The sequence below is a fragment of the Scandinavium goeteborgense genome (assembly GCF_003935895.2).
Taxonomy (GTDB): Bacteria; Pseudomonadota; Gammaproteobacteria; order Enterobacterales; family Enterobacteriaceae; genus Scandinavium; species Scandinavium goeteborgense.
In genome coordinates, this window is record NZ_CP054058.1 from 280,448 (window position 1) to 304,671 (window position 24,224).

At 56.6% G+C, this 24,224-nt stretch carries 15 protein-coding genes; 12 read left to right on the top strand and 3 right to left on the bottom strand.

Annotated features, from left to right (window positions below; genetic code table 11):
* Positions 1 to 130: 130 nt before the first annotated feature.
* Positions 131 to 661 carry a gluconokinase gene (gene gntK / locus A8O29_RS02045; RefSeq protein WP_125354931.1) on the top strand — a complete coding sequence of 177 codons (531 nt, stop codon included), beginning with the start codon at positions 131 to 133 and terminating at the stop codon, positions 659 to 661.
* Positions 661 to 2,001, top strand: a complete 1,341-nt coding sequence (gntU, locus tag A8O29_RS02050) for a gluconate transporter (protein WP_125354930.1) — start codon at positions 661 to 663, stop codon at positions 1,999 to 2,001. The genes gntK and gntU overlap by 1 nt, the downstream gene beginning before the upstream one ends.
* A gap of 567 nt (positions 2,002 to 2,568) precedes the next feature.
* Here gntU and A8O29_RS02055 read toward each other — a convergent pair.
* A complete protein-coding gene (locus A8O29_RS02055; protein WP_125355222.1) occupies positions 2,569 to 3,162 on the bottom strand; it encodes a YhgN family NAAT transporter in 594 nt (197 codons plus the stop codon).
* Positions 3,163 to 3,369: 207 nt separating this feature from the next.
* Here A8O29_RS02055 and asd point away from each other — a divergent pair, with 207 nt between their 5' ends.
* The 6 genes from asd to glgP all read left to right on the top strand — a co-directional run bounded on the left by asd (position 3,370) and on the right by glgP (position 14,101).
* Positions 3,370 to 4,476: an aspartate-semialdehyde dehydrogenase gene (gene asd / locus A8O29_RS02060; protein ID WP_125355221.1), complete on the top strand. Its 1,107-nt coding sequence runs from the start codon at positions 3,370 to 3,372 to the stop codon at positions 4,474 to 4,476.
* Between the two features lie 237 nt (positions 4,477 to 4,713).
* Entirely contained in the window at positions 4,714 to 6,900 is a 2,187-nt protein-coding gene (gene glgB / locus A8O29_RS02065; protein WP_125355220.1) for a 1,4-alpha-glucan branching enzyme, read from the top strand.
* A complete protein-coding gene (glgX, locus tag A8O29_RS02070) occupies positions 6,897 to 8,885 on the top strand; it encodes a glycogen debranching protein GlgX (protein WP_125355219.1) in 1,989 nt (662 codons plus the stop codon). Before glgB ends, glgX begins: the two co-directional genes overlap by 4 nt.
* 22 nt (positions 8,886 to 8,907) lie before the next feature.
* Positions 8,908 to 10,191 (top strand): glucose-1-phosphate adenylyltransferase, encoded by a 1,284-nt coding sequence (gene glgC / locus A8O29_RS02075; protein ID WP_125355218.1) that lies wholly within the window; start codon positions 8,908 to 8,910, stop codon positions 10,189 to 10,191.
* Between the two features lie 11 nt (positions 10,192 to 10,202).
* Positions 10,203 to 11,636, top strand: coding sequence for a glycogen synthase GlgA (gene glgA, locus A8O29_RS02080; RefSeq protein ID WP_125355217.1), 1,434 nt, complete (start codon positions 10,203 to 10,205; stop codon positions 11,634 to 11,636).
* 17 nt (positions 11,637 to 11,653) lie between these two features.
* Positions 11,654 to 14,101, top strand: coding sequence for a glycogen phosphorylase (gene glgP / locus A8O29_RS02085; RefSeq protein ID WP_125355216.1), 2,448 nt, complete (start codon positions 11,654 to 11,656; stop codon positions 14,099 to 14,101).
* A 152-nt stretch (positions 14,102 to 14,253) separates the two neighbouring features.
* Here glgP and glpD read toward each other — a convergent pair whose 3' ends face one another.
* The gene (glpD, locus tag A8O29_RS02090; protein ID WP_125355215.1) at positions 14,254 to 15,762 is read right to left on the bottom strand and encodes a glycerol-3-phosphate dehydrogenase; all 1,509 of its coding nucleotides are present in this window, start codon (positions 15,760 to 15,762) and stop codon (positions 14,254 to 14,256) included.
* 191 nt (positions 15,763 to 15,953) lie between these two features.
* On the opposite strand from glpD, the gene glpE reads away from it, so the two are divergent.
* The 3 genes from glpE to A8O29_RS02105 are packed head-to-tail and all read left to right on the top strand — an operon-like array spanning position 15,954 to position 17,932.
* Positions 15,954 to 16,280 carry a thiosulfate sulfurtransferase GlpE gene (gene glpE / locus A8O29_RS02095; RefSeq protein WP_125355214.1) on the top strand — a complete coding sequence of 109 codons (327 nt, stop codon included), beginning with the start codon at positions 15,954 to 15,956 and terminating at the stop codon, positions 16,278 to 16,280.
* A gap of 44 nt (positions 16,281 to 16,324) precedes the next feature.
* Positions 16,325 to 17,155 carry a rhomboid family intramembrane serine protease GlpG gene (gene glpG, locus A8O29_RS02100; RefSeq protein ID WP_125355213.1) on the top strand — a complete coding sequence of 277 codons (831 nt, stop codon included), beginning with the start codon at positions 16,325 to 16,327 and terminating at the stop codon, positions 17,153 to 17,155.
* 18 nt (positions 17,156 to 17,173) lie between these two features.
* Positions 17,174 to 17,932 carry a DeoR/GlpR family transcriptional regulator gene (locus A8O29_RS02105; protein WP_110511809.1) on the top strand — a complete coding sequence of 253 codons (759 nt, stop codon included), beginning with the start codon at positions 17,174 to 17,176 and terminating at the stop codon, positions 17,930 to 17,932.
* Positions 17,933 to 18,552: 620 nt separating this feature from the next.
* Here A8O29_RS02105 and malT read toward each other — a convergent pair.
* Positions 18,553 to 21,264 carry an HTH-type transcriptional regulator MalT gene (gene malT, locus A8O29_RS02110; RefSeq protein WP_125355212.1) on the bottom strand — a complete coding sequence of 904 codons (2,712 nt, stop codon included), beginning with the start codon at positions 21,262 to 21,264 and terminating at the stop codon, positions 18,553 to 18,555.
* Between the two features lie 568 nt (positions 21,265 to 21,832).
* On the opposite strand from malT, the gene malP reads away from it, so the two are divergent.
* Complete coding sequence (gene malP / locus A8O29_RS02115) at positions 21,833 to 24,223, top strand: maltodextrin phosphorylase (RefSeq protein WP_125355211.1); 2,391 nt, start codon at positions 21,833 to 21,835, stop codon at positions 24,221 to 24,223.
* The last annotated feature ends 1 nt before the right edge of the window (position 24,224 follow it).

The window sequence follows — 24,224 nt, forward strand, 5'->3', positions numbered from 1 at the left end:
ACTGACAAGTTTGAAGTAGATCACACAACGCAGTTTATCGTCCGGATGGTTATTGCTTATCCACAAGCCCGGCAGGACAATGTTACCGATAACAGTTACCCGTAACAAACCGACCTGTGGGAGCAACGCTTTGAGCACGACTAACCATGATCACCATGTCTACGTTTTGATGGGCGTCTCTGGAAGCGGTAAATCTGCCGTCGCCAGCGAAGTCGCTTATCAGCTGCACGCCGCGTTTCTTGATGGTGATTTCCTCCATCCGCGCAGCAACATCGTCAAGATGTCCTCCGGCGAAGCGCTGAACGACGACGACCGCAAACCGTGGTTGCAGGCCCTGAACGACGCCGCTTTCGCGATGCAGCGCACCAATAAAGTGTCGCTGATCGTTTGTTCAGCCCTGAAAAAAACCTACCGCGACCTGCTGCGCAAAGGCAATCCGAACCTCTCCTTTATCTACATGAAAGGCGATTTCGAGGTGATCGAAAGCCGCCTGAAAGCGCGTAAAGGCCACTTCTTCAAGACCCAAATGCTGGTGACGCAGTTTGAAACGCTGCAAGAGCCGGGCGCGGACGAAGCTGACGTGCTGGTGGTCGATATCGATCAGCCGCTGGAAGGCGTTGTCGCGAGTACCATCGAGTTAATCAACAAAGGCAGTAAGTAGTGACTACATTAACGCTGGTTTTAACAGCAGTCGGCTCAGTATTGCTGCTGCTGTTTTTAGTGATGAAGGCGCGTATGCACGCCTTCGTTGCTTTGATGGTGGTGTCTATTGGTGCAGGGCTTTTCTCGGGGATGCCGCTCGATAAAATCGCTGACACGATGCAAAAAGGGATGGGCGGTACGCTCGGCTTCCTCGCGATTGTGGTCGCGCTGGGGGCGATGTTCGGCAAAATTCTGCATGAGACCGGCGCGGTCGATCAGATTGCCGTCAAAATGCTGAAATCCTTCGGGCACAGTCGGGCGCATTACGCGATAGGCCTCGCAGGGCTTATCTGTGCGCTGCCGCTGTTCTTCGAAGTGGCTATCGTGCTGTTAATTAGCGTCGCGTTTTCCATGGCGCGTCACACCGGGACCAACCTGGTGAAACTGGTGATTCCTCTGTTTGCGGGTGTGGCTGCGGCTGCGGCATTCCTGCTGCCTGGGCCTGCGCCGATGCTGCTGGCTTCGCAGATGCACGCTGATTTTGGCTGGATGATTTTGATTGGCCTGTGCGCGGCCATTCCGGGGATGATTATTGCCGGGCCGCTGTGGGGTAATTTCATCAGCCGTCACGTTGAGCTGCACATTCCGGACGATATCTCCGAGCCGCATCTGGGCGAAGGCAAAATGCCGAGCTTTGGTTTCAGCCTCGCGCTTATCCTGCTGCCGCTGGTGCTGGTTGGCCTGAAAACTATCGCCGCTCACTTTGTGCCGCAGGGTTCTACGGCGTATGAGTGGTTCGAGTTTATCGGCCATCCATTTACTGCCATCCTCGTCGCGTGTCTGGTGGCGATTTACGGCCTGGCGATGCGTCAGGGCATGCCGAAAGACCGCGTGATGGAAATCTGCGGTGCGGCGCTGCAACCGGCGGGGATTATTCTGCTGGTGATCGGTGCGGGCGGCGTGTTCAAACAGGTGCTGGTGGATTCCGGTGTGGGCCCGGCGCTCGGTGAAGCGTTGACCGGCATGGGCCTGCCGATTGCCATTACCTGCTTCGTGCTGGCGGCAGCGGTGCGCATCATTCAGGGTTCCGCTACCGTTGCGTGTCTGACGGCGGTCGGCCTGGTGATGCCGGTCATTGAGCAGCTGCATTACAGCGGCGCGCAGATGGCGGCCCTGTCTATCTGTATCGCGGGCGGTTCAATCGTTGTGAGCCACGTGAACGACGCGGGCTTCTGGTTGTTCGGTAAGTTTACTGGCGCGACCGAAGCGCAAACGCTGAAGACCTGGACGATGATGGAAACCATTCTGGGGACCGTGGGTGCGATCGTCGGGATGATTGCGTTTACGTTGCTGAGCTAAGTTTTAGCTCTCCCGGTTAGACGGAAGAGTGGAACCGCGGTGGAATTGTTCCGTTCACTTCCATTCCTCTGCTTTTCTGTCACTTCGATGACGGTGAACGTGCAAAGGGGGCTCGCCGCCGCCCCCTTTGCAATCCCGGCTCCCGGCAATGAAAATCGCCGCTTCGCGGTACCCGTGACTTATTGCGTCTGGCTTTCGGGTCGGGCGCAGGTAACATCCCTGTAAGTCCCGCCCTCCGCCCGCATCCTTGCGGGCGGCCCCGGCCAGTCGCACACGTCCCGGCGATTTTCAGCCGGACACAAGGTCAATACCCTCAGTTCCCTATGGCACCGTGTGTGTCCCCGCTTGAAATCGCCGGGCTGAGGCGAAACGAGACAGGAAGTCGAGTCGAGCCGGCCGCAGGCAGATGGCTGGAAGACCGGGCAGTGCGCAGCACCGATTTCGTTGGCGGGGCCACGGGGATTGATAAGGGGAGCGTGGTGCTCCCCTTATCCCGTTCACGTTCTGCATGGTTTACGGAACCTGCTGAACATCGGGTGAACGGAACAATATCTCTAAACTTTACTATCACCCTTTCATCCACACCCGGATTCCATCCAGGAACATCTGGGTCGCCAGCATCACCAGAATCAACCCCATCAAGCGTTCGAGCGCATTCACACCTTTCTCGCCGAGCAGGCGTAAAAACAATCCGGATTGCAACAGAATCGCCACCGTGCCGCCCCAGGCGAGCATCAGTGCGAGCACCAAATGGCTCATCTTATTGGGATACTGATGCGAGAGCAGCATCAGCGTTGCCAGCAGTGACGGCCCGGCAACCAGTGGAATCGCCAGCGGCACAATAAACGGTTCTTCACCCGCCGGTAAGCCGTTGCTGGCGCCTTCGGCACCTGGGAAAATCATCTTTATGGCAATCAGGAACAAAATGATGCCGCCAGAGATAGAAACGGTCTCCGCGCTTAGGTTCAGGAACGCGAGGATTTTCTCTCCTGCGAACAGGAAAATGAGCATGATCAGCAGGGCAATGAGCAGCTCACGGATCATGATGGCCCGGCGGCGCTTGGGCTCGGTATGTTTCAGTACCGACATAAAAATCGGCAGGTTGCCCAGCGGGTCCATAATCAGGATTAACAGCACCGCGGCGGAAAGGATTTCACTCATAGATTGTTCCCTGATAATTGTGTTTCACACGGTCTTTACGCATTGAAAATGAACACGTTAAATAAGCTTCTTTACTTAATCCTGCTGGATCATTGATTTTTTTCACTTGCGACTTTGGCTGCATTTTGTAATGTGAGGGATACCCTGCCTTCTTTTGATGGAAACGGGGTCAGCACAACAGCACACACCTCTGCAGGAACACACGCTATGAAAAATGTTGGTTTTATCGGCTGGCGCGGAATGGTCGGCTCTGTACTCATGCAACGCATGGTAGAAGAGCGCGATTTTGACGGCATCCGCCCGGTCTTCTTCTCTACCTCTCAGTTCGGTCAGGCTGCGCCTGCATTCGGCACTCAGCCTGCTGGCACGCTGCAAGATGCCTTCGACCTGGAGGCGCTGAAGGCGCTCGACATTATTGTCACCTGCCAGGGCGGCGATTATACCAACGAAATCTATCCAAAGCTGCGTGAAAGCGGTTGGCAGGGGTACTGGATTGACGCAGCGTCTTCGCTGCGCATGAACGACGACGCCATTATTATTCTGGATCCGGTTAACCAGGCTGTCATTACCGACGGCCTCAATAACGGCGTAAAAACGTTTGTGGGCGGAAACTGCACCGTCAGCCTGATGCTGATGTCACTCGGCGGCCTGTTCGCAGAAGGCCTGGTGGAGTGGGCGTCCGTGGCAACCTATCAGGCAGCCTCCGGCGGCGGCGCGCGCCATATGCGTGAACTGCTGAGCCAGATGGGCGCGCTGCACCACTACGTAGCGGACGAACTGGCTAACCCGGCGTCGGCCATTCTGGATATCGAACGTAAAGTCACGGCGCTTTCCCGCAGCGGCGACCTGCCTGTCGACAACTTTGGCGTACCGCTGGCCGGAAGCCTCATCCCGTGGATCGACAAACAGCTCGATAACGGCCAGAGCCGTGAAGAGTGGAAAGGCCAGGCTGAGACCAACAAAATCCTCGCCAGCCAGAACGTCATCCCGGTTGACGGTCTGTGCGTGCGCATCGGCGCGCTGCGCTGCCACAGCCAGGCGTTTACTCTCAAACTGAAGAAAGACGTGTCGATCCCGACCGTGGAAGCACTGCTGGCGGCGCACAACCCGTGGGCCAAAGTGGTGCCAAACGATCGCGATATCACGATGCGAGAACTGACCCCAGCGGCGGTCACTGGCACGTTGAGCACCCCGGTCGGGCGGTTGCGTAAACTGAATATGGGGCCGGAATATCTCTCCGCCTTCACCGTCGGCGATCAGCTCCTCTGGGGCGCCGCCGAGCCGCTACGCCGCATGTTGAGGCAATTAGCGTAACGAAATGAAAAAAGGGGTGATGAGTCACCCCTTTTTTGTGCCCGTCGTTTTATACGTATTAAGTATTTCCTTCATTTTTACCAGGAGTCAGATAAAGCCTTGGCTATGCTTTAAGGGAGAAGTTTTTCCCTGAGGGTGGGATGGCGCAGAAGAGGACGCTTACGGGCTGCGTTGTTCAGGTCAAAAAAAGTCGCTACAGGTACTGGAAACAGCGGCACCTATAACAGGATGAATAGCATGTCCGATCGTATTGAGAAAGACGTGATTAATGCCCTTATTGCTGGCCATTTTGCGGATCCGTTTTCCGTGCTTGGCATGCATTGCACCGACGCGGGGCTGGAAGTGCGCGCCCTGTTGCCTGACGCCACCGAAGTGTGGGTCGTCGAACCGAAAACCGGCCGCAAGATAGGGCAGCTCGACTGCCTCGATTCGCGTGGTTTCTTCTGCGGTGTTATGCCGCGTCGCAAAAATGCTTTCCGCTACCAGCTGGCTGTGCTTTGGCACGGGCAGCAAAATCTGATTGATGATCCGTACAGTTTCGGCCCGCTATTGCAGGAGATGGACGCCTGGCTGTTGTCGGAAGGCACGCATTTGCGGCCTTACGAAACGCTGGGTGCGCATGCCGCGACCATGGACGGCATCACCGGGACGCGCTTCTCGGTCTGGGCACCGAACGCCCGGCGCGTGTCGGTGGTCGGGCAGTTCAACTATTGGGACGGTCGCCGCCATCCGATGCGTCTGCGGGCGGAGTCGGGCATCTGGGAGCTGTTCATCCCCGGCGCGCATAACGGTCAGCTGTATAAATTCGAAATGATCGATGCCCACGGCGAGCTGCGGATCAAAGCCGACCCGTATGCCTTCGAAGCGCAAATGCGCCCGGAAACGGCGTCGCTGATTTGCGGGTTACCGGAAAAAATCGAGCAGCCGGAATCCCGCCGGAATGCGAATAATTTTGATGCACCGATTGCCATTTACGAAGTGCACCTCGGTTCCTGGCGTCGTCACACCGACAACAACTTCTGGCTGAGCTATCGCGAATTGGCGGACCAGCTGGTGCCGTACGCCAAATGGATGGGCTTCACCCATCTGGAACTGCTGCCGATTAACGAGCATCCGTTCGACGGCAGCTGGGGTTATCAGCCTACCGGGCTGTATGCGCCCACGCGTCGATTCGGCACGCGGGAAGATTTCCGCTATTTCATCAACGCGGCGCACAACGCCGGGCTGAACGTGATTCTCGACTGGGTGCCGGGCCATTTCCCTTCCGATGATTTTGCGCTGGCGAAATTTGACGGCACTGAACTGTACGAGCACAGCGATCCGCGCGAAGGTTATCACCAGGACTGGAACACCCTGATTTACAACTATGGCCGCCGGGAAGTGCAGAATTTCTTAGTCGGCAACGCGCTGTACTGGATTGAGCGTTTCGGCATTGATGCCCTCCGCGTCGACGCCGTCGCGTCGATGATTTACCGAGACTACAGCCGCAAAGCGGGCGAGTGGGTGCCGAACGAACACGGCGGGCGCGAAAACCTCGAAGCCATCGAATTCTTGCGCAGCACCAACCGCATTCTCGGCGAACAGGTCCCGGGCGCAGTGAGCATGGCAGAAGAGTCCACCGACTTTGCCGGCGTCTCGCGTCCACCGGACATGGGCGGGCTGGGCTTCTGGTACAAATGGAACCTGGGCTGGATGCACGACACCCTCGACTACATGAAACTCGACCCGGTGTACCGCAAACATCATCACGACAAACTGACCTTCGGCATGCTGTACAACGGCACCGAAAACTTCGTGCTGCCGCTGTCGCACGACGAAGTGGTCCACGGCAAAAAATCCATTCTCGACCGCATGCCGGGCGACGCGTGGCAGAAGTTTGCCAACCTGCGCGCCTACTACGGCTGGCTGTACGCTTTTCCGGGCAAAAAGCTGCTGTTTATGGGCAATGAGTTTGCTCAGGGGCGCGAATGGAATCACGACGCCAGCCTCGACTGGCATCTGCTGAGCGGTGGCGACAACTGGCATCACGGCGTGCAGCGCCTGGTGCGCGACCTGAATCTGACCTATCGCCATCACAAGGCGATGCACGAACTGGATTACGACACCTACGGCTTTGAGTGGCTGGTGGTCGACGACCACGAGCGCTCGGTGTTTGTCTTCGTGCGCCGCGACAGGCAGGGTAACGAAATCATCGTCGCCAGCAACTTCACCCCGGTTCCACGTCATGAATACCGGTTTGGTATTAACCAGCCTGGGCGCTGGCGCGAAGTGATGAATACCGATTCGATGCACTATCACGGCAGTAATGCGGGGAATGCGGGCGGTGTTCATAGCGATGAGATTGCCAGCCATAACCGCCAGCATTCGCTATCGCTGACGCTGCCTCCGTTGTCGACCATCTGGCTGGTGCGGGAGGGGGAATGACTAAACTCACGGCGGGAAAACCGACGCCGCTTGGCGCAAGCTACGACGGCAACGGCGTGAACTTCACGCTTTTCTCTGCGCATGCACAGCGGGTTGAACTCTGCGTGTTTGACGAAGACGGCAACGAACGGCGTGAGGATTTACCGGGCCGTGACGGCGACGTGTGGCACGGTTATCTGGCCGATGTGCGCCCGGGGCTGCGTTACGGTTTCCGCGTTCACGGGCCGTGGGAGCCGTTGCAGGGGCACCGTTTTAACCCGGCGAAGCTGCTGCTGGATCCGTGCGCGTATCGCGTTGATGGCGAAGCCACGGACGATCCGATATTGCACGGTGGACACGATAGCCCGGATGGCAGAGACAGCGCCGCGGTTGCGCCCCGATCGGTGGTGGTGGATTTGCACTACGACTGGGGCCAAGACGCTTTCCCGCGCACGCCGTGGGGCAAAACCGTTATCTACGAAGCGCACGTCAAAGGGCTGACGTATCTGCATCCCGGTATTCCGAAAGAACTGGCCGGAACCTACGGCGCGCTCGCTCATCCGCTGATGATTGCCTATTTCAAAAAGCTCGGTATCACCGCGCTGGAGCTGCTGCCGGTGGCGCATTTCGCCAGTGAACCGCGTCTGCAACGGCTGGGGTTGTCTAACTATTGGGGCTACAACCCGCTGGCGATGTTCGCCGTTGACCCGCGCTATGCGCTGTCGGCGAAGAACGCGCTGAATGAATTTCGTGACGCGGTGAAAGCGCTGCACGCCGCGGGCATTGAGGTGATTCTCGATATCGTGCTGAACCACAGCGCGGAAATCGATCTCGACGGTCCGACCTTCTCCCTGCGCGGAATCGACAACCGTAGCTATTATTGGATAAGGGACGATGGCGATTACCACAACTGGACCGGCTGCGGAAATACGCTGAATCTCAGCACGCCGGGCTCGGTGGAATATGCGCGCCAGTGCCTGCGTTTTTGGGTCGATGAGTGTCACGTCGACGGTTTCCGTTTCGATCTCGCCACGGTGATGGGTAGAACGCCCGAGTTTCGCCAGGATGCGCCGCTGTTTGAGGCGATTAAAAACGATCCCCATTTGAGCGCGGTGAAGCTGATTGCTGAACCGTGGGATATCGGTGACGGCGGTTATCAGGTCGGCAACTTCCCGCCGCTGTTTGCCGAATGGAACGATCATTTCCGAGATGCGACCCGGCGGTTTTGGTTACAACAAAGCCTGTCGCTTGGCGAGTTTGCCAGCCGCTTTGCCGCCTCCGGCGACGTGTTCCAGCGTAAGGGTCGTCTGCCGTCCGCCTCGGTCAACCTGGTGACGGCACATGACGGTTTCACCCTGCGCGACTGTGTTTGTTTCAATCAGAAACACAATGAGGCAAACGGTGAAGAAAACCGCGACGGGACCAGCAATAACCATAGCTTTAACCATGGTATAGAAGGGTTAGACGGCACTCTCGATGTGATTGAGCGGCGACGCGCCAGCGTCCATGCCCTGATGGCCTCACTGCTCTTATCACAAGGGACGCCGATGATACTGGCCGGGGACGAACACGGTCATAGCCAGCACGGTAACAACAACGCGTACTGTCAGGACAACGCCTTAACCTGGCTCGATTGGGAAAAGGCCAACGCTGGCATGACGACATTCACGGCTGCACTCATTCACCTGCGCCAGAAAATCCCGGCGCTGACCGACGATCGTTGGTGGCAGGAGGGCGATGGCAGCGTGCGCTGGCTTAACAAGGACGCGCAGCCGCTGAGTGCGGACGAGTGGCAGCACGGTATTCCGCGGATGCAAATCCTGCTTTCGGAGCACTGGCTGATTACGCTCAACGCGTCGCAGGACGTGGCTGATATTGCATTACCGACCGGGGAGTGGCGCGCCATTCCTCCATTCGCCGGAGAGGATAATCCGGTCACCCTGGCTGTCTGGCATGGTCCCGCGCACGGTGTGTGCGTCTTCGAAAAGGTCCGCTCTGACGTGTAGCGAGCGAGAAAAGGAGTTAATCATGGTTAGACTTGAAAACAACGATCCTCTGATGTTAGCGCGTCAATTGCCGATCAAATCGGTGGCGCTGATCCTCGCTGGTGGGCGCGGAACCCGACTCAAAGACCTGACGACGACCCGCGCCAAACCTGCTGTGCACTTTGGCGGTAAGTTCCGCATCATCGACTTTGCCCTCTCTAACTGCATTAACTCAGGTATTCGCCGCATCGGCGTGATTACCCAATACCAGTCGCACACGCTGGTGCAGCACATTCAGCGCGGCTGGTCGTTTTTCAGCGAAGAAATGAACGAGTTTGTCGACCTGCTTCCTGCCCAACAGCGTGTCAGCGGTGAAAACTGGTATCGCGGCACGGCGGATGCGGTCACGCAAAACCTCGACGTTATTCGCCGCTACAAAGCTGAATACATCGTCATTCTTGCGGGCGACCATATTTACAAGCAGGACTACTCGCGGATGCTCATCGACCATGTCGAAAAAGGCGCACGTTGCACCGTGGGCTGTATGCCGGTGCCCGTTGCTGAGGCAACTGCGTTTGGCGTGATGGCGGTAGATACCGAAGACAAGATTATCGACTTCGTTGAAAAACCCGCCAAACCGCCGACCATGCCGGGGGATGACACCAAAGCCCTCGCCAGTATGGGCATCTATATCTTTGATGCGGATTACCTTTATGAGCTGCTGGAAGATGACGATAAAGAAGCCAACTCCAGCCATGACTTCGGCAAAGATATCATCCCGAAAATCGTCAAAGCTGGCATGGCATATGCACATCCATTCCCACTGTCATGCGTGCAGTCTGACCCGGATGCGGAACCGTACTGGCGCGATGTAGGGACGCTGGAAGCCTACTGGAAAGCCAACCTCGACCTCGCGTCGGTGACGCCTGAACTCGATATGTACGACCAGAACTGGCCGATTCGTACCCATATGGAATCTCTGCCGCCAGCCAAATTCGTGCAGGACCGTTCCGGCAGTCACGGGATGACGCTGAACTCGCTGGTCTCGGGCGGCTGCATTATCTCCGGTTCGGTGGTCGTGCAGTCGGTGCTGTTCCCACGCGTTCGGATTAACTCGTTTTGTAATGTTGATTCGGCAGTGCTATTGCCGGATGTCTGGGTCGGGCGCTCGTGTCGCCTGCGCCGCTGCGTTATCGATCGTGCCTGCGTGATACCCGAAGGCATGGTCATTGGAGAGAATGCGGAAGAAGACGCACGTCGTTTCTACCGTTCCGAGGAAGGTATTGTGCTGGTTACGCGTGAAATGCTGCGCAAACTGCAGGGCTGACAGGAGCAATAATGCAGGTTTTACATGTATGTTCAGAGATGTTCCCGCTGTTGAAAACCGGCGGTCTGGCGGATGTGATTGGCGCGTTACCCGCGGCCCAAATTGCCGATGGCGTGGATACGCGCGTTTTGCTACCCGCCTTTCCGGATCTTCTGCGCGGCGTGACGGACGCCCAGGTTGTGGCCCGTCGCGATACCTTTGCCGGACCGATTTCGCTGTTGTTCGGCCACTATAACGGCGTGGGTGTCTATCTGATTGACGCCCCGCACCTTTACGCGCGTCCGGGGAGTCCGTACCACGACACCCACCAGTTTGCCTACACCGACAATGTACTGCGCTTTGCGCTGCTCGGCTGGGTGGGCTGCGAAATGGCCTGCGGTCTGGACCCGTTCTGGCGAGCGGAAATTGTCCATGCGCACGACTGGCATGCGGGGCTGGCTCCGGCTTATCTTGCCGCGCGGGGCCATCCCGCAAAGTCCGTCTTTACGGTGCATAACCTGGCCTACCAGGGGATGTTCTACGCGCATCATATGAATGAAATTGACTTGCCGTGGTCGTTCTACAACATGCACGGCCTGGAGTTTAACGGCCAGATTTCGTTCCTGAAAGCCGGGCTGTTCTACGCCGATCACATCACGGCGGTGAGCCCGACCTACGCGCGCGAAATTACCGAGCCGCAGTTTGCTTACGGCATGGAAGGGCTGCTGCGTCAGCGTCATCAGGAAGGTCGGCTCTCCGGCATTCTGAATGGCGTCGACCCGGCTATCTGGAGTCCGGAAAACGACTTGCTGCTGACGGCGCGTTACAACCGCGATCAGCTTGAGGAAAAAGCAGAGAACAAGCGCCAGTTGCAAATTGCGATGGGGCTGAAGGTGAATGACAAGGTGCCGCTGTTTGCGGTGGTCAGCCGTCTGACCAGTCAGAAAGGGCTGGATTTGGTGCTGGAAGCGCTGCCGGGCTTGCTCGAACAGGGCGGCCAACTGGCGCTGCTGGGCGCGGGCGATCCAGTATTGCAGGAAGGTTTCCTCGCCGCCGCTGCTGAACATCCGGGGCAGGTGGGCGTACAGATTGGTTATCACGAAGCGTTCTCGCACCGCATCATGGGCGGGGCCGATGTGATTCTGGTGCCGAGCCGCTTTGAGCCGTGCGGCTTAACGCAGCTTTATGGTCTGAAATACGGCACGCTGCCGTTGGTCAGGCGCACCGGGGGCCTGGCGGATACCGTGTCCGACAGCTCGCTGGAAAACCTGGCGGACGGTATCGCCAGTGGTTTCGTCTTTGAAGACAGTAATGCCTGGTCGCTGCTAAGGGCTATCCGGCGTGCTTTCGTGTTGTGGTCGCGCCCCTCGCTCTGGCGATACGTTCAGCGTCAGGCGATGAGCATGGATTTTAGCTGGCAAGTCGCGGCGACGTCTTACCGCGAGCTTTATCAACGCTTGATGTAATCACAGGAACCATCGCTATGAATGCACCGATTACCTATGCTTCCCCCACGCTCAGCGTTGAGGCACTGAAACACTCGATTGCCTATAAGCTGATGTTTACCGTCGGGAAAGATCCGGCCATCGCCAATAAACACGAATGGCTGAACGCCACGCTGTTTGCCGTGCGTGACCGTCTCGTCGAACGCTGGCTGCGCTCCAACCGCGCGCAACTGTCCCAGGAAGTGAAGCAGGTTTACTACCTGTCGATGGAGTTTTTGATTGGCCGCACTCTTTCCAATGCGCTGTTATCGCTCGGTATTTATGACGACGTCAAAAACGCGCTGGAAGGGATGGGGCTCGACCTTGAAGAACTGATTGGCGAAGAGAATGACCCGGGCCTCGGTAACGGTGGTCTTGGCCGACTGGCGGCCTGTTTCCTCGATTCGCTGGCGACGCTTGGCCTGCCAGGCCGTGGCTACGGCATTCGCTACGACTACGGGATGTTCAAACAGAACATCGTCGACGGCCGGCAAAAAGAGTCCCCGGACTACTGGCTGGAATACGGTAATCCGTGGGAATTCAAGCGCCACAACACGCGCTATGCCGTGCGTTTCGGCGGACGTATTCAGCAGGAAGGTAAAAAATCCCGCTGGGTCGAAACCGAAGAAATCCTCGCGGTTGCCTACGATCAAATCATTCCAGGCTATGACACCGACGCCACCAATACGCTGCGTCTGTGGAACGCGCAGGCCAGCAGCGAAATCAACCTCGGTAAATTCAACCAGGGCGACTACTTCGCGGCGGTAGAAGATAAAAACCATTCCGAGAACGTCTCCCGCGTGTTGTACCCGGATGACTCGACCTATTCCGGGCGAGAGCTGCGTCTGCGACAGGAGTATTTCCTGGTCTCGGCGACGGTGCAGGACATACTGAGCCGTCACTACCAGTTGCATAAAACGTACAGCAATCTGTCGGGCAAAATCGCGATTCACCTCAACGACACGCACCCTGTGCTGTCGATCCCCGAGCTGATGCGGTTGCTTATCGACGAACATAAATTCACATGGGATGAAGCGTTCGAGGTGACCTGTCAGGTCTTCTCCTACACCAACCACACGCTGATGAGCGAAGCGCTGGAAACCTGGCCGGTGGACATGCTGGGTAAAATTCTGCCGCGCCATCTGCAAATCATCTTCGAGATTAACGACTACTTCCTGAAAACGTTGCAAGAGCAGTATCCGAACGACACTGGCTTGCTGAGCCGCACTTCGATTATCGACGAATCCGATGGCCGTCGCGTGCGCATGGCGTGGCTGGCGGTGGTGATCAGCCACAAGGTCAACGGCGTGTCAGAGCTGCACTCCAACCTGATGGTGCAGTCGCTGTTTGCTGATTTCGCGACAATTTTCCCGATGCGTTTTACCAACGTCACCAACGGTGTGACGCCGCGACGCTGGCTGGCGCTGGCGAACCCGCCGCTGTCTGAAGTGCTTGATGAAAACATTGGGCGCACCTGGCGCACCGATCTTAGCCAGCTCAGCGAACTGGAACAGCATCTGGATTATCCGCAGGTGAATCAGGCGGTGCATCACGCCAAGCTTGAGAACAAAAAGCGGCTGGCAGACGTTATCGCCCAACAGCTGAACGTGGTGGTCAATCCTAAGGCCTTGTTCGACGTACAGATTAAGCGCATTCACGAGTACAAGCGCCAGCTGATGAACGTGCTGCATGTGATTACCCGCTATAACCGCATCAAAGCCGATCCGAGCGCCGAATGGGTGCCGCGTGTGAATATCTTCGCCGGGAAAGCCGCCTCGGCGTATTACATGGCGAAGCACATCATTCACCTCATTAACGACGTGGCGAAGGTGATCAACAACGATCCGCAGATTGGCGACAAACTGAAAATCGTGTTTATCCCGAACTACAGCGTAAGCCTGGCGCAGGTGATCATCCCGGCGGCCGATCTGTCCGAACAGATTTCACTGGCCGGAACCGAGGCGTCGGGGACCAGTAACATGAAGTTTGCACTCAACGGCGCGCTGACCATCGGCACGCTGGACGGCGCCAACGTCGAAATGCTGGAGCACGTCGGCGCAGAGAATATCTTCATCTTTGGTAATACTGCGGAAGAGGTCGAAACGTTGCGCACCAAGGGCTACAAGCCGCGCGATTACTACGACAAAGACGAAGAGCTGCATCAGGTGCTGACGCAAATCGCCACCGGGTTGTTCAGCCCGGAAGAGCCGGGGCGCTACCGAGATTTAGTGGATTCGCTGATTAACTTTGGGGACCACTATCAGGTGCTGGCAGATTACCGCAGCTACGTTGACTGTCAGGACAGCGTGGATGAGCTGTATCGCAACCCGGAAGAGTGGACCACCAAAGCGATGCGCAACATCGCCAACATGGGCTACTTCTCTTCCGACAGAACGATTCAGGAGTACGCGGAGACTATCTGGCACATCGATCCGGTGCGGTTGTAAAACAACCCTCACCCCGGCCCTCTCCCTAAAAGGGAGAGGGAGAAAACCAGCCCGCTTGCGCTTTGGGAGCAGGTCGGGGAGAGGAAAATATCGTTTTGCTCCCTCGCCCTGTGGGAGAGGGTTGGGGAGAGGGATCAGGCCGCACTGTTAAGCTAAGACGCTAAAGACAGTTCACGCTTTCCCGCGTGTTGTACCAGCCATTGTGCGACGCGAGATTGTTCTTCCGCATTGAGCCACATGCCCTGTTTGGTGCGGCGCCAGATGGCGTCGTCCAGGCGACGGACCCACTCGTGTTCCACCAGATAGCGCAGTTCAGCCTCGTAAAACTCATGGCCGAAATGCTCGCCTAAATCGGCAATCTCTTTCGCGTCACCAAGGAACAACTCGGTGTTGCTGCCATAGGTGCGCGCAAAATGACGCGCCATCCCTTCACTGATAAACGGATAACGACGGCGCAGCTTCGCGGCGTAATCGTCCCGGTCATTGCCAATCTCACCGCCAGGCAGAATGGAGCCTTTGGTCCACGCTGAGCCGATGCCTTTGTAGTACGGCGTCAATTTTTCCAGCGCGTGCTCCGCCAGTTTACGATAGGTGGTCAGCTTGCCGCCGAACACCGACAGCAGCGGCGCCTGGCCATTCACATCATGAATATCGAGCGTGTAATCGCGGGTGATCGCCTGCGGAGAATCTGACTCATCGTCGCAAAGCGGGCGCACGCCGGAATAGGTCCAGGCAATATCGTCCCGGCTGAGCTGTTTCTTAAAGTGCGCGTTATGCACCTTCAGCAGATAGTTGATTTCGCTCTCTTCGATTTCAACGTTTTTCGGATCGCCTTTGTACTCCACGTCGGTGGTGCCGATGATGGAAAACTCATCCATCCACGGGATCACAAACACGATGCGTTTGTCTTCGTTTTGCAGGATGTAGGCCTGCTTTTGGGTATGTACGCGAGGCACCACGATGTGGCTGCCTTTAATCAGGCGAATGCCGTACGGCGACGGGAGATGCATTCCGTCATCAAAGAACTGTTTCACCCACGGGCCGGTGGCGTTGACCAGACCGCGTGCCTGCCAGCTGAACGTCTCGCCGGTATCAATATCTTCAGCTTCGACAATCCACAGACCGTTTTCACGGCGTGCAGACGTGGCGCGGGTGCGGGTTAGCACGTTGCCACCTTTCTTCACCACCATTTGGGCGTTGGCGAGCACCAGGCGGGCATCATCGACCCAGCAGTCGGAATATTCGAAACCGCGCACGATTTCCGGTTTCAATACGGATTCTGCGCCAAAACGCAATCCGGTTGAGCTCGGCAGGCTGGTGCGTTTACCGAGGTGATCGTACATGAACAGGCCGATGCGAATCATCCACGCCGGACGCAGATGCGGGCGGTGCGGTAAACGAAAACGCATCGGGAAGGCGATGTGCGGTGCCATTTTCAACAGCACTTCGCGTTCGGCCAGCGCTTCGCTCACCAGGCGGAATTCGTAGTGTTCCAGGTAGCGCAGCCCGCCATGAATCAGCTTGGAGCTGGCGCTCGATGTGGCACAGGCTAAATCCTGCGCTTCCAGCATCAGCACGGATAGACCACGCCCTGCGGCGTCTGCCGCGATACCGGCACCGTTGATGCCACCGCCTATCACAATCAGATCTTTGGTTTCCATGCTGCGCCCTCGTGCACTTTCGTTAAAGTTCATTAATGTTCGTTATCGCTCATAATAGCAAACAAACGCGCAGTTGGTAACATCAAAAAAACATTTCAGAGTGATGCGTGTAACAAATTGGCGTTTCCCTGCCGTCACAAAGTACACTTGGCGGTAAACTTCTCCTCCCGGAATGAATGAAAGAGAGCACCATGGATCAATTTGAATGTATTAACGTAGAAGAAGCCCATCAGAAACTGCATCAAGGACGGGCGGTGATGGTGGATATTCGCGATCCGCAGAGCTACGCGATGGGCCACACCCCGGGCGCGTTTCATCTGACCAACGACACGCTGGGCGCGTTTATGCAGGATAACGATTTCGAAACGTCGGTGATGGTGATGTGCTATCACGGCAACAGCAGCAAAGGCGCGGCGCAGTATCTGCTGCAACAGGGTTTTGACGAGGTCTACAGCGTGGACGGCGGCTTTGACGCCTGGCATCGTCATTTTCCGGCGGAAGTGGCACACGGTAACTGAGCAGGTATACTGTCCTCTTTTGTGTGGAATAAGCGACGCCCCGTATGTTGATGATCACCTCCTTTACTAACCCGCGCGTCGCCCAGGCGTTTGTGGACTACATGGCCACCCAGGGCGTTGTGCTGACGATTCAACAGCACACCCAAACCGACGTCTGGCTGGCTGACGAAAGCCAGGCGAGCCGTGTGCAAAACGAGCTGGCTCGTTTTATGGAAAATCCGGCTGACCCCCGTTATTTGGCGGCAAGCTGGGAATCCGGGCATACCAACAGCGGACTGCACTACAATCGCTTTCCCTTTATCGCCACCCTGAAAAGCAATGCCGGGCCGTTGACCTGGCTCATTATGTGCGCCTGTATCCTGGTGTTTATTGTGATGAATGTGGTGGGCGATCAGGCCGTTATGCTCTGGCTGGCGTGGCCGTACGATCCCTCGCAGCAGTACGAACTGTGGCGCTATTTCACCCACGCGTTTATGCACTTCACGGTGATGCATATCCTTTTCAACCTGTTATGGTGGTGGTATCTCGGCGGGATGGTGGAAAAGCGCATCGGCAGTGGAAAACTGCTGGTGATAACGGTGATCAGCGCTCTGTTAAGCGGCTTTATTCAGCATAAATTCAGTGGTCCGTGGTTCGGGGGTTTATCCGGCGTGGTGTATGCGCTGATGGGCTATGCCTGGCTGCGCGGCGAGCGCGACCCAGAAAGCGGGATTTACTTGCAGCGCGGGCTGATTATTTTTTCGGTTCTGTGGCTGGTCGTGGGCTGGTTGGATCTTTTCGGTATGTCGATTGCCAACGGCGCGCACGTTACGGGCCTGGCAGTCGGGCTGGCGATGGCGTTTGCCGATACGCAGAATGTGCGAAAACGAACATAATAATTCCTGGGATCTTGCATGAAACAAACACAACGTCATGACGCGATTATCGAGCTGGTAAAGAAACAGGGTTATGTCAGCACGGAAGAGCTGGTGGAGCAGTTTGCCGTCAGCCCGCAGACGATTCGTCGCGATCTCAACGACCTGGCGGAGCAGAAGATGATCCTGCGCCACCACGGTGGGGCGGCCTTGCCGTCCAGCGCGGTGAACACCTCATGGCAAGACCGACGCGCCACGCAGGCGGCCGAAAAAGAGCGTATTGCCCGCAAAGTGGCGAGCCAAATCCCGAACGGAGCGGCGCTGTTTATTGATATCGGCACCACACCAGAAGCGGTGGCCCATGCGTTGATGGAGCATTCCGATCTGCGTATCGTGACCAACAACCTGAACGTCGCGAATACGTTGATGGTGAAAGAAGATTTCCGCGTGATCCTGGCCGGTGGTGAATTACGCAGCCGCGACGGGGGCATCATCGGCGAAGCGACCCTCGATTTCATCTCTCAGTTCCGCCTGGATTACGGCATTCTCGGTATCAGCGGGATCGACAGCGACGGTTCGCTGCTGGAGTTTGATTATCATGAAGTGCGCACCAAGCGCGCGATCATCGAGAACTCGCGTCATGTGATGCTGGTGGTGGATCACTCGAAGTTTGGCCGTAATGCGATGGTGAATATGGGTAGCATTAGTCTGGTCGATGCGGTCTACACCGACGTGATGCCACCGGCGGGGGTGTTGAAGGTGATTGCTGAGAATAATATTCAATTGGAGTTGTGCTGATATTCGCGGGAGCCCCCCTGTTCCCTAAAATTACGGTGGAATTGTTCCGTTCACTTCCACTCCTCTGTTTCATTGTTACTCCGATGACGGTGAACGTGTAAAGGGAGTTCGCCGCCGCTCCCTTTACAATCCCGGCTCCCGGCAATGAAAATCGCCGCTTCGCGGTACCCGTGACTTATTGCGTCTGGCTTTCGGGTCGGGCGCAGGTAACATCCCTGTAAGTCGCGCCCTCCGCCCGCATCCCTGCGGGCGGCCCCGGCCATCCTCAAACGTCCCGGCGATTTTCTGCCGGACAGAACACCCTTGCCCAATTCAGACTCCGCAGTTTGTCCCCGCCAGAAATCGGTGAACCGGAGTCCGGATGACAAGGTCAGGGCGCCACGGATGGCGGCCTGAGGTGAAACGAGACAGGAAGTCGAGTCGAGCCGGCCGTAGGCAGCGGGACGGGAGGTGAGCGCAGTGCGAAGCACCGATTTCATTTGCGGGGTCGCGGGGATCGATAAGGGGAGCGCGACGAGCTCCCCTTATCCCGTTCACGTTCTGCAAGGGTTGCAGAAGTTATCAATCGTCTGGTGAACGGAACCATTCCACTGATCTTGCCAAGCGCCAAAGCACAGGCATCACGCCGCAGAAATATACCCCATCATCCTCAATAACTTCTGCGCATGCTGCACCGCATCCTGACGATGCGCCACGCCGAGTTTCTGATACAAATTACGGATGTGCGTCTTAATCGTGGTCGCCGCCACGTCCAGCTCACCGGCTATCTGGTCATTGCTGTAACCTGAGTAAATCAGCCCCAAAACCTGCCATTCGCGCTGGGTCAGCGGGCTGGTGCGGATAAGCTCCGGCACTTCCGGGTGAGTCAATAAACGTTCCACGAAGTTCTCATCAAAATGCGCGAACTTGTGGCGGTGATGCTGGTTAATCTCACGCAAAATACGCTGGGCGCGATGCTGTTCAAGCTCCGGCAGCATATTGAGTTGCAGCAACTGACGCAGCTGTTGCGCCATCGCTTCACCTTCAATCACGAAATGACTGATAAACCCAGTGCGGTTGGACAGCGTCAGCGCCTCAATTAACAGGCGCTGAGCGTCATTTTTCTTATTCGACTGCCAGTACAGCTGGTTGAGCAGCAGCAGATTACGGTTGAGATCGCTCATCAGACGTAAGGTCCGCGCGTTCTCGTTGAGTTCTTCCAGTACCATTTCCGCCGAATCGAATTCACCGAGCAGGATTTGCGCCCGGGCGATGTTGCGCCATTGGCTTTGCAGGAAGTGGTTATTGGCGAAGGCCGGTTTTGGTGTATGGCGCAGCCAGTTGGCCGCCGATTTTTTATCGCCAGTCATCTGCCAGTAAATCACCCGCACTTTATCGGCGTTCGATACCCAATCGCTGTGGTACTGCCCATTGCCGAGCAGGTTTTCCAGACGATTGAGGTGATTGCGGGCGTTGTCCAAATCACCGCGCGCCAGCGAACTTTGCACCAGCAGCGCGAGGCACTGTAATTGTTGTTGTGGCTGATAAGCCGCCAGCACATCCATCCCGTGACGAGCGCTCTGCTCGGCTTCATCGAGACGCGCCCAGGCCCACAGCAGCTGTGCGCGAATGCGCAACAGGAATTCGTGCAACGGCAGCTGTTCCAGATGTTGTTCGCGGATCAGTTGGAACGCTTTCTCCTGGGTTTCCCAGGCGGCTTGTAAAAAGCCCTGCGCAAACAGAATTTCACTCTGCTGAATCAGGCTCCACAGCGCGTAATGCCAGACTTCGTGGCGACGCGCCATTTGTTCGGTTTGCTGCATCACCGCCAGCGATTTACTGAGTTTGCCCTGACAGTGCAGCACTTCGCCGTGAACGGATGTCGCTACGATACGGCTGTAGAAACTCGCCAGCGGTAATTCGTCGAGCGCCACCATCGCCAGGCGTTCGGCTTCGTCCGGGTCGCCGTCGTTGATTGCCACCTGCGCACGCAGCGCGTTGAAATCCGCGTGCAGTGTGGCGTCCATTTCGGCGCTCATCTCTTCTTCGGCGCGGGCGAGCAGGGTATTCACTTCGCTGTAGCGATGCTGGCTCTGCATCAGCCATGCCTGCAACAGCACCAGGCGCGGGTTTTCCAGCAGACTGTCCCACGGCAGGGCGGCCAGAGATTCTTCCAGCAACGCTAATTCGCTGTGATGGAACAGGCCCCAGGCGTGATTCAGCAGGATATCGCGCAGCATTTTTGCATCACCCGCCGACAGCGCGTGGTGAATGGCTTCGCTCGGGAAGCCTTGCGCCATCCAGCTTTCTGCGGCACTGCGGTGAATATCAGGTAATTCGGCGGCGAGCTCCCACTGGCAGCGCTGGCGCAGGAAGCTGCCGAACAGCGGGTGGAAACTGAACCATTCGCCAGTATTGTCCATGCGTTGCAGGAACAAGCCCTGACGCTCAATCTCTTCCAGACGCATCTGGCCATTTTCTTCGCCGGTCACGCGGACGATCAGCGCATCGTTCATTGAACGCAGCAGCGAGCTTTTCAGCAGAAAATGGCGGGTGGCGATGTCGACGTTATCCAGCACTTCATCCACCAGATAATCGGACAAATGGCTGGCGTTAATGCCGGCCAGACGGCGTGCGGAGTGGTGCGCGGCGCTGTTGTTCTGTCGCGCAGAGAGGGCGATAAGCTGCAACGCCGTGGCCCAACCGGCGACGTCATCACACATGCGGCTGCTTTCGGTGGCTTCAATTGGCGAAGCCAAGCGGCAGTCGAAAAACTGCTTAGCTTCCTGGTGATTAAACGCCAGTTGCTGACTGCCAATCTCCAGCAGCTGATCGCGCACGCGCAGATTGGCGATGCCGAGCTGCGGTAAATTGCGGGACAAAACCACCAACGTCATGTTTTCCGGCTGATGGCGCAGGAAAAACCGCATCGCGTCGTGGATAACCGGATTGCTTATCAGATGATAATCATCAATGACCAGCAGCAGCGGGCGTTGCCAGGCGTTGAGTTCGATAAACAGCTGGGCGAACAGCGAGGTCAGACTGGCGTACTGCCGTTTCTGCACCATGTTTTCGCTGGCCGTGCAATGCCCGCCTGTTGCCTGCTGGACGGCGGCAATCAGATAGCTTGCAAAACGTTCCTGCTGATTATCTCCGTCATCCAGAGAGAACCAACCCAGATCGCTTTTCCCTGCTGCCCACTGTGAAATGAGTGTGGTTTTCCCGTAACCAGCTGGGCTTGTTACCAGCGCAAGACGGTAATTGTTCGCGCCGGAAAGTTTCGCCAGTAGCCGGTCGCGAACCACGGTGTGTTCAAGACGGACGGGACGACTTAATTTGGACGGAATCAACATAGGTATATCACTTCACTGTGAGAGTAAGAGTTTGTTTTTTTCGCGCTTCGTAATTAATGTCTATTAAATTCGGACATATGCTTAATTATTGCAAGTTATGTCCGATTTTAATGCTTATGATTTTGCACTGTGTCACAAATCTTAATGAAGAATAATTATATCGACTGAAACCGGTGCCAGTGCGCGTGGCGACTGGATTCTGTGGTTTGTCAGAAAGAGCCAGAATCTAATTTGTTGGAATGCGTTTTTCCTCATCCGGATTAAATTCACGTTACGGTTTGTTGTTAAATCCGCATTTCGAATGAAGGGGCTTGGCGGAATTATTATTACACGTAAGTAATCATTTCCTGCCTGACAAATAATTTGCAAAACGTCTTTTCACTTTCCCCATCTACACGGTGTAAAACTGAGCAGAACCGCCGTAAACGTCTACCGTTATAGTGGCGAAGATCACACTTTTCGCTCATCCCTGCGACTCCTCCCCGGCTAATGCCCGCCGGGATGAGGACGTTAAACAGGTAGCCAGGCACACTAGCGCCAACGTTTTAGCTAACAGGATTGGATCCTTATGTCACAGCCGACCTTCGATAAAGCACAGTTTCAGGCTGCACTGACACGTCAGTGGCAGCGATACGGTTTACAGACCGCAAACGAAATGAATCAGCATCAGTGGTGGCAAGCGGTGAGCGGCGCGCTGGCAGAACTGCTGGCGGCTCAGCCTGCGGCGAAACCAGAAAAAAACCAACGCCACGTCAACTATATCTCGATGGAGTTCCTGATCGGTCGCCTGACCGGCAACAACCTGCTGAACCTCGGCTGGTATCAGGACGTGAGCGCGGTGCTGAAAGAGCACGACATCACGCTGACGGACCTGCTGGAAGAAGAGACAGACCCGGCGCTGGGTAACGGCGGTTTGGGACGTCTGGCGGCCTGTTTCCTCGACTCGATGGCGACCGTTGGCCAGTCGGCAACGGGTTACGGCCTGAACTATCAATACGGTCTGTTCCGTCAGTCGTTTGCCGATGGGCAGCAGATGGAAGCCCCGGATGACTGGCATCGCAACAGCTATCCGTGGTTCCGCCACAATACCGCGCTGGATGTGCAGGTCGGCATTGGCGGTAAAGTAGTGAAAGGCGACTGGCAGCCAGCGTTTACGCTGGTCGGTCAGGCGTGGGATCTGCCGGTGCTCGGCTACCGGAACGGCGTGGCACAACCGCTGCGTTTATGGCAGGCGACCCACGCGCACCCGTTCAACCTGACTCAATTCAACGACGGCGATTTCCTGCGTGCAGAACAGCAGGGCATCGACGCCGAAAAACTGACTAAAGTGCTGTACCCGAACGACAACCATTTGGCGGGCAAAAAGCTGCGCCTGATGCAGCAGTACTTCCAGTGCGCCTGTTCGGTGGCGGATATTCTGCGTCGTCATCATCTGGCGGGCCGTAAAATTGCCGACCTGCCGAAGTTTGAGGTGATTCAGCTCAACGACACCCACCCGACGATTGCCATTCCTGAACTGCTGCGCGTGCTTCTCGACGAACATCAGATGAGCTGGGACGATGCCTGGGCCATCACCAGCAAAACCTTCGCTTACACCAACCACACGCTGATGCCGGAAGCACTCGAGTGCTGGGATGAGAAACTGGTGAAAGCGCTGCTGCCGCGTCACATGCAAATCATCAATGAGATTAACAGCCGCTTCAAAACGCGGGTCGACAAAACCTGGCCGGGCGACGCGGCGGTGTGGGCCAAACTCGCGGTGGTCCACGACAAGCAAGTGCGCATGGCCAACATGTGCGTGGTGAGCGGCTTTGCGGTCAACGGCGTCGCGGCGCTGCACTCCGACTTGGTGGTGAAAGACCTGTTCCCGGAATATCACCAGCTGTGGCCGAACAAATTCCACAACGTCACCAACGGCATTACGCCACGTCGCTGGATCAAGCAGTGCAATCCGGCGCTGGCGGCGCTGTTCGATAAGCATCTGAAGAAAGAGTGGGCCAACGATCTCGACCAGCTGATCAACCTGGAAAAATACGCCGACGACGCCAAGTTCCGCAAAACCTGGCGTGATATCAAGCTCGCCAACAAACAACGTCTGGCCGAATTTGTGAAGCACCGCACCGGGATTGATATCAATCCGGCGGCGATCTTCGATATTCAGATTAAGCGTCTGCACGAATACAAACGTCAGCACCTGAACCTGCTGCACATTTTAGCGCTGTACAAAGAAATCCGTGAAAACCCGCAGGCAGACCGCGTTCCACGCGTGTTCCTGTTTGGCGCGAAAGCCGCTCCGGGTTATTACCTCGCGAAGAACATCATTTTTGCCATCAACAAAGTGGCCGACGTGGTGAACAACGACCCGAAAGTCGGCGACAAGCTGAAAGTGGTGTTCCTGCCGGACTACTGCGTATCGGCGGCAGAAGTGATGATCCCCGCGGCGGATGTGTCTGAACAAATTTCTACCGCGGGCAAAGAGGCGTCCGGCACCGGCAACATGAAGCTGGCCCTGAACGGCGCGCTGACCGTCGGCACGCTCGACGGCGCGAACGTTGAAATTGCCGAGCAGGTTGGCGACGAAAACATCTTCATCTTTGGCCACACCGTCGAACAAGTGAAAGCATTGAAGGCCAAAGGCTACGACCCGCTGAAATGGCGGAAGAAAGACAAAGTGCTGGATGCGGTGCTGAAAGAGTTAGAAAGCGGTAAATACAGCGACGGCGACAAGCACGCGTTTGACCAGATGCTGCACAGCATGGGCAAACAGGGCGGCGACCCGTATCTGGTGATGGCTGATTTCGCGGCGTACGTTGACGCGCAGAAACAGGTGGATGTGCTGTACCGTGATCAGGAAGCCTGGACGCGCGCGGCTATTCTCAACTCTGCCCGCTGCGGGATGTTCAGTTCCGACCGTTCAATCCGTGATTATCAGAGCCGTATCTGGCAGGCAAAACGTTAAG

Bases quoted from the DNA above. Each gene is read 5' to 3' on its own strand.
- A8O29_RS02055 (WP_125355222.1), bottom strand. From the start codon at position 3,162: ATGAGTGAAATCCTTTCCGCCGCGGTGCTGTTAATCCTGATTATGGAC.
- asd (WP_125355221.1), top strand. From the start codon at position 3,370: ATGAAAAATGTTGGTTTTATCGGCTGGCGCGGAATGGTCGGCTCTGTA.
- glgB (WP_125355220.1), top strand. From the start codon at position 4,714: ATGTCCGATCGTATTGAGAAAGACGTGATTAATGCCCTTATTGCTGGC.
- glgX (WP_125355219.1), top strand. From the start codon at position 6,897: ATGACTAAACTCACGGCGGGAAAACCGACGCCGCTTGGCGCAAGCTAC.
- glgC (WP_125355218.1), top strand. From the start codon at position 8,908: ATGGTTAGACTTGAAAACAACGATCCTCTGATGTTAGCGCGTCAATTG.
- glgA (WP_125355217.1), top strand. From the start codon at position 10,203: ATGCAGGTTTTACATGTATGTTCAGAGATGTTCCCGCTGTTGAAAACC.
- glgP (WP_125355216.1), top strand. From the start codon at position 11,654: ATGAATGCACCGATTACCTATGCTTCCCCCACGCTCAGCGTTGAGGCA.
- glpD (WP_125355215.1), bottom strand. From the start codon at position 15,762: ATGGAAACCAAAGATCTGATTGTGATAGGCGGTGGCATCAACGGTGCC.
- glpE (WP_125355214.1), top strand. From the start codon at position 15,954: ATGGATCAATTTGAATGTATTAACGTAGAAGAAGCCCATCAGAAACTG.
- glpG (WP_125355213.1), top strand. From the start codon at position 16,325: ATGTTGATGATCACCTCCTTTACTAACCCGCGCGTCGCCCAGGCGTTT.
- A8O29_RS02105 (WP_110511809.1), top strand. From the start codon at position 17,174: ATGAAACAAACACAACGTCATGACGCGATTATCGAGCTGGTAAAGAAA.
- malT (WP_125355212.1), bottom strand. From the start codon at position 21,264: ATGTTGATTCCGTCCAAATTAAGTCGTCCCGTCCGTCTTGAACACACC.
- malP (WP_125355211.1), top strand. From the start codon at position 21,833: ATGTCACAGCCGACCTTCGATAAAGCACAGTTTCAGGCTGCACTGACA.